Origin of the sequence: Acidithiobacillus sp. IBUN Pt1247-S3 (assembly GCF_041146875.1) — a bacterium.
In the GTDB taxonomy this organism is placed as follows: domain Bacteria; phylum Pseudomonadota; class Gammaproteobacteria; order Acidithiobacillales; family Acidithiobacillaceae; genus Igneacidithiobacillus.
In genome coordinates this window covers 1-5,837 of the sequence record NZ_JBFRXP010000044.1, presented here as the reverse complement: position 1 = coordinate 5,837, position 5,837 = coordinate 1, and the positions used below count along the sequence as shown (strand labels likewise).

At 55.9% G+C, this 5,837-nt stretch carries 4 protein-coding genes; all 4 read left to right on the top strand.

The window, feature by feature from the left end:
- Positions 1–94: 94 nt before the first annotated feature.
- Positions 95–568: a hypothetical protein gene (locus AB4090_RS14745; protein ID WP_369574643.1), complete on the top strand. Its 474-nt coding sequence runs from the start codon at positions 95–97 to the stop codon at positions 566–568.
- Between the two features lie 176 nt (positions 569–744).
- Complete coding sequence (locus AB4090_RS14740) at positions 745–1,923, top strand: TolC family protein (RefSeq protein ID WP_369574642.1); 1,179 nt, start codon at positions 745–747, stop codon at positions 1,921–1,923.
- Positions 1,920–3,281 (top strand): efflux RND transporter periplasmic adaptor subunit, encoded by a 1,362-nt coding sequence (locus tag AB4090_RS14735; protein WP_369574641.1) that lies wholly within the window; start codon positions 1,920–1,922, stop codon positions 3,279–3,281. Before AB4090_RS14740 ends, AB4090_RS14735 begins: the two co-directional genes overlap by 4 nt.
- A partial coding sequence (locus AB4090_RS14730; protein WP_369574640.1) for an efflux RND transporter permease subunit occupies positions 3,274–5,837 on the top strand: 2,564 nt, incomplete at its 3' end. The genes AB4090_RS14735 and AB4090_RS14730, both read left to right, overlap by 8 nt.

Below are 5,837 nucleotides of genomic sequence, written 5' to 3'. Positions count from 1 at the left end.
CGCGAAAACTGCTGCTTGACGGTCGTCGAAAAGCATGGATACTTTACAAAAGGTTAGTACTGCCAGTTGCAAAGAGCAGCTCGGAGAGTAGGCAATGCCCCGCACTTCTATCCAAGATTGTCCTTCCGGTGCCAAGGCTCAATGGCGCTTAGGCCGTGGGCGTGCGCCGCGAGCTTGGGGTGGGTTCCAGCGCTGGATTGCGGCCTTTAGTATCCTACTGTTGAGCCTTTCTATTTTTGCAGAAATCTTTCCCGATTATTGTCCTCGTATCAACCAGCCCGGCATGGCGATGGAGATGATGTCCGGGACAAGCATGGATGCGGCAATGGTATCAGACCACGCTCCCGGCAATCCGGGTATGGGTCTTGGTTGTGTTGCATTGCGCGCCGCTGTCCATGCTCCAGAAGGCTTGCAAGCAGCGCATGTATCGGTTCCTGCATTCACCTTGCTCGCCATCATCGTTTTTCTCCTTTCCCTGGTGGAAATTGGCAACGTCTTGCCTTTGCGCGAGCCCGCCTTCCTGCATGCAGAATCCCCGCCCTTACACAATATTCGCCTGCTGATTTAACTACTCCTGAATCATAGCGCTACCTGCCTGGAACACCGGGCGGGCTCTCTGCTTTCTGATTCAGGAGATCTCCTATGTCGTGTTTTGCATTCGATAGACATCGCTGTTGCCGTACTTTCCGCGCTCTAGTGCTCGGTTCGAGTGTTTTGTTGCCGTGTGCAGCCGCTGCGGACACCATGACACTTCAGGCGGCCCAGGCCATTGCCTTGCAACAAAACCCCAGTTTGGGCGTCCTCAATCAAAAAATTGTTGCCTTGCAACACCAGTCGGTGGCGGTCGCCCAGTTGCCTGATCCACATCTGAGTTTCGGTGCGGTGAATCTGCCTACCAATAATTTTTCCATGAATACTATGCAAATGAGCATGTTGAGCATTGGACTCAGCCAGACGTTCCCTCCATTCGGACAGTTGTCGTTGAAGGGACGCGAGGTCCGCCTGGAAGTACAAGCTGCAAAAGATACCTTGGCCGGACGCTCTGCTGCATTGATTTTGCTGTTACAGCGTAACTGGTTGGAGACCGTAGCGGTACAGAAAGAAATAGTCGTGCTTCATACACAGCAGTCTTTAGCCAAGAACACCATACAAACCACCCTGGCCGCTTATCGCGCTGGTCGGAGCACAGAAGCGTCGGTGATCGAAGCCAAGCTCGCGCTCGACAATTTGCAGAATGATGAGCTTCGTTTGCGGGCTGAATATCAAGAAGATACGGCGAGACTTGCCGAGACCTTGGCACTTTCGAGTCCTCCGCAAGTCTCTGTGAACTGGCCGCAGCTACCCACGCCTCCATCCTTGGCGCAGTTGATCGCACAAATCACGGCACAGCCGTTATTACGCGCTGCCGCAGAACAATCTGCCGAAGCACAGGAGGGGGTGCGTGTGGCGCGCACCGCCTATCTCCCAGAAATTACCCTGAGTACCGCCTATGGCCAGGACTTCGCTCCGGGCAGCCCGAACTGGTTATCGGTGGGAGTCAACCTCAGCCTGCCGATTTTCCCGTCCGATCGCCAAGATCAAAGCGTTGCGGCAGCGCAGGCCCAGTCTATTGCGGCACAGGATACCTATGATGAGGAGCGATTATCGCTGGAACGTCAAGCGCGTGCAGCCTTCGCAGCGTACCTCTCCAACCAGAACCAATATCAGCGGACACGGACGCGACTGGTACCAGAGGCGCAACAGGCGTACCGGGCGACCTTGGCGGCTTTTGTTACCGGCCGGAGCAACTTTCGGGCGGTATTGCGGGCGCAGGATCTCGTGCTGACGACTGAGATCAAGGCGATTGGCCTGCGTCAAAATGCCGATATCAGCCAAGCCGAATTACATTTCCTGGCAAACAATGCCCAAGGGGGACGAGCATGAAATCCCGCCAATATTTAGTGAGCGCCGTGTTTCTCGTTGTTGGCATAGGAGTGGGTGCCGCAGTAAGTCTGTGGTGGCGACCGGAATCTTCGGCGGTGTCACAGACCCCGCACACGGCCAGCGCGCCAAGCCAACGGCACATCTTGTATTGGGCCAATCCCATGAATCCTGCCATTCATGCGAACCATCCGATGAAAGACAACATGGGGATGAAATATATTCCGGTATATTCCCAACCAACCAGTACGTCTCATTCGGCAACACCAGCGCTCGCCGTTGATTCCCGTATGGTGCAGACCTTGGGGGTGCGCCTGGTGCCGGTCCAGAAACGACGGATAGGGCGCGCGATACATACCGTGGGAACTGTGGCGATTGATGAAAATCGCCTGTATGCCATCAATCCACATTTTTCCGGATGGGTGGAGCAACTGGCGGTCAAAGCTGTCGGCGATCCGGTTTCTCGTGGTCAAGAGATTGCAGAGGTGTATTCACCGGAGCTTTACAGTGCAGAACAAGAATATCTCGTAGCGCAAAACACCGCCGGGATCAGCCTGGGAAAAAGTTTGGGATCGGCGGCGAAGACCAGATTGCAATTGTTAGGTCTTTCCACCGCGCAAATTCGACAACTCCGGCAGACGGCGGTTGCAGAAAAGGAAATCCCCGTCTATGCGCCCATTTCTGGTGTGGTCGACAGCTTACAGGTGCGACAAGGCGGGTACATCAGCCCGCAGAGCAATCTTATGCAGGTGGCCAACCTCCAACGCGTCTGGGTCAACGTGGCGCTCTATGGGTATCAACTTCCCTGGGTACAGATCGGCGATGAGGTGACCTTAGAGCTCCCCGCCTATCCGGGAAAGACTTGGAAGGGCCGGGTGAGTTTTCTCTATCCCACCGTCAACAGCCAAAGTCGGACAGTGACCGCACGCCTCAGTTTCCCGAACCCAGACAATGTGTTGCGTCCTGGCATGTATGCCGATGCCACCCTCCTCGCACAAGCCCAGCGCGTTCTCGCGGTGCCGAGCAGTGCGGTACTCCACGCCCAGGAGGGCGACTTTGTGATGCTGCATGAACCGGGCGGCCATTTTCGACCGGCGCAGGTACAGGTCGGACCGGAGGCCGGAGGGTGGACAGCCATACCCAGAGGACTTCAGGCGGGTGAGCGGGTGGTCGACAATGCACAGTTCCTGCTGTATTCGGAATCGCAATTCCAGTCCGTTCAGGCGCGCATGTTGGGTAGTGATACTGCCTCTGCCGCCAGCACTGTGCCAGCAACCCACGCCAAAGCAACCGCGCGAGCGGTAAGCCCTGCCGCGGCCAGCATGAAAGGTATGGCGATGGGGGGCAACGCCCATGATTAAAGCTACGATACGTTGGTGCATGAATAACCCGTTTTTAGTATTGCTGACGATTCTGGTCGTAATCGTTGCCGGGGGTCTGGCCGTGCTATACATCCCCCTGGAAGCGATTCCCGATATTTCCCCGACCCAGGTCATCGTAAAAACCAGCTACCCTGGCCAAGCCCCCCAAATTGTCCAGGATCAGGTGACCTATCCGCTCGAAACCACGCTGCAGGAGGTGCCCGGTGCACAAGCAGTGCGTGGATACTCGATGTTTGGCGACTCTTACGTGTATGTGTTGTTCAAGAATGGGACGAATATTTTTCAGGCGCGCAATCTGGTGTTGCAATATCTGGATCAGGCGCAGGCCCAGCTACCCCCCGGCGTATCCCCGGCCTTGGGCCCAGACAGCTCCGGCGTTGATTGGATTTATGAATATGCCCTGACAGACCCCTCGGGTACGCTGAATCTCGCCCAACTCACAACCCTACAGAACTGGTTTCTGAAATTTGCTTTACAAGGTATTCCCGGAGTGGCGCAAGTAGCGACTGTCGGAGGCATGACGCAGGAATACCAAGTCGTCGTAAATCCCAACAAACTCTTGGCGTATGGATTGACATTAGGGCAAGTAGAAGCCGCAATTCGCGCGGCCAATGGGGAAACCAGTGGTTCTGTCGTGGATATGGGCGGCGCGCGTTATATTGTACGCACCTCGGGCTATATCCATTCTTTGCAGGATCTCCGACAGGCCCCGTTGACCGTTGCCAACGACGTTCCGATCACCATTGGCCAAGTGGCCCGCGTACAACTCGGCCCCGTATTGCCGAGCGGCATTGCCGATCTCAACGGGCAGGGGCAGGTAGTTGGCGGTATCGTCATGATGAATCAGAATGGCAATGCCAATGCCCTGATTCAGCGCATTCAACAAAAGCTGCAAGAAATTCGCCCCTCCCTGCCCAAGGGAGTGCAGGTGGTTACCACGTACAGCCAGCGTCCGCTCATCCAACGGAGTATTGGCACTCTGACCGGCAAATTGCTCGAAGAGATGATTGCCGTCTCTTTGGTCGCCCTGTTGTTTTTGTTGCGGGTTCGCTCTGCTCTAGTGGCGCTCATCGCACTGCCTGTAGGCATATTGGCTGCGTTCATCATTATGTATTGGTTCGATATTCCGGCGAATATCATGTCGCTGGGCGGAATCGCCATTGCCATTGGAGTGATGGTCGATGCGCCGGTCGTCATGATCGAGAACATGCATAAACATATGGAACAAAAGACCGAGGCAGGTCCTTGGCATATCGCGCAAATCGCTGCGCTGGAGGTAGGCCCCGCGCTGTTTTTTTCACTGCTGATCATTACGGTTTCTTTTTTGCCGATATTTGCGCTAACTGGGCAGGAGGGAAAACTCTTCGCACCGCTCGCCTATACCAAAACCTTTTCCATTGCGGCGGCGGCCATACTCTCTGTCACCTTGGTTCCACTTCTCATGGGTTGGTTCATTCGCGGCCATATCCCCGCCGAGCGGAAAAACCCACTCAATCGCTGGTTGGCCAGTCTGTATCGGCCCATCATTCGGTCTGTCCTTTCGTTTCCTTGGCTGGTCTTGTTGGTATCGGCCCTCCTGGCGGCCACTTTGCTCTATCCGTGGCAGCGTCTCGGTACCCAGTTGATGCCTCCGCTCAATGAGGGCACCCTGCTGTATATGCCCGTCGCGCAAAACCCGGCGATCTCCTATGGCGAAGCGGGCGCGCTGCTGCAACTCACCGACCGGATTCTCAAGACCTTCCCTGAGGTGAAGAGCGTGTTTGGCGAGGCGGGTCGCGCGCAAACGGCGACCGATCAGTCACCCATCTCCATGTTTGATACGGTGGTAACGTTAAAGCGACCGGGTCATTGGCCCGCCGGTATGACCCAACAGCATTTGCAGAATCTGATGAATGCCGCCTTACAAATCCCTGGTCTGACCAACAACTGGACCCAACCGATCAAAGGCAGAGTCGATATGTTGACCACGGGTTTGCAAACCCCACTGGGGATAAAAATCAGTGGCACAGATCTCGGCACCCTCAATCGATTGGGGCAGGAAGTTCAGAAAGCCTTGTTGAGCGTGCCCCATACGGACTCCGCATATGCAGCTCGGGTCACCGGCGGACGCTATATCGTGGTACGTACCCATCGTCGCGCAGCGGCGCGCTATGGTATCTCGATAGCAGACGTCAACCGCCTGGTTTCTACCGCCGTGGGTGGCGAGGTCATCACTACGGCGGTCCAGGGAGTAGAACGCTTTCCCGTGAACTTGCGTTATCCACGACGGCTACGGCAATCCCTTGCGACACTCCTCGAAAGCCGTATTGCAACGCCCAGCGGTGCACAAATTCCGTTAGCTCAGGTGGCCCAGGTGACACTGGAAAATGGCCCATCCATGTTGACCAGTGACAATAGTCGCTTGAATACCTGGGTCACCATTGATCTCCAACCGGGAACGAGTATTGGTGGCTATGTGCGTCGCGCACAGCGGGCAATTGCTTCTCAGGTGCAGCTTCCCGCCGGCTACACGCTTTCCTGGGTCGGGGAATATCG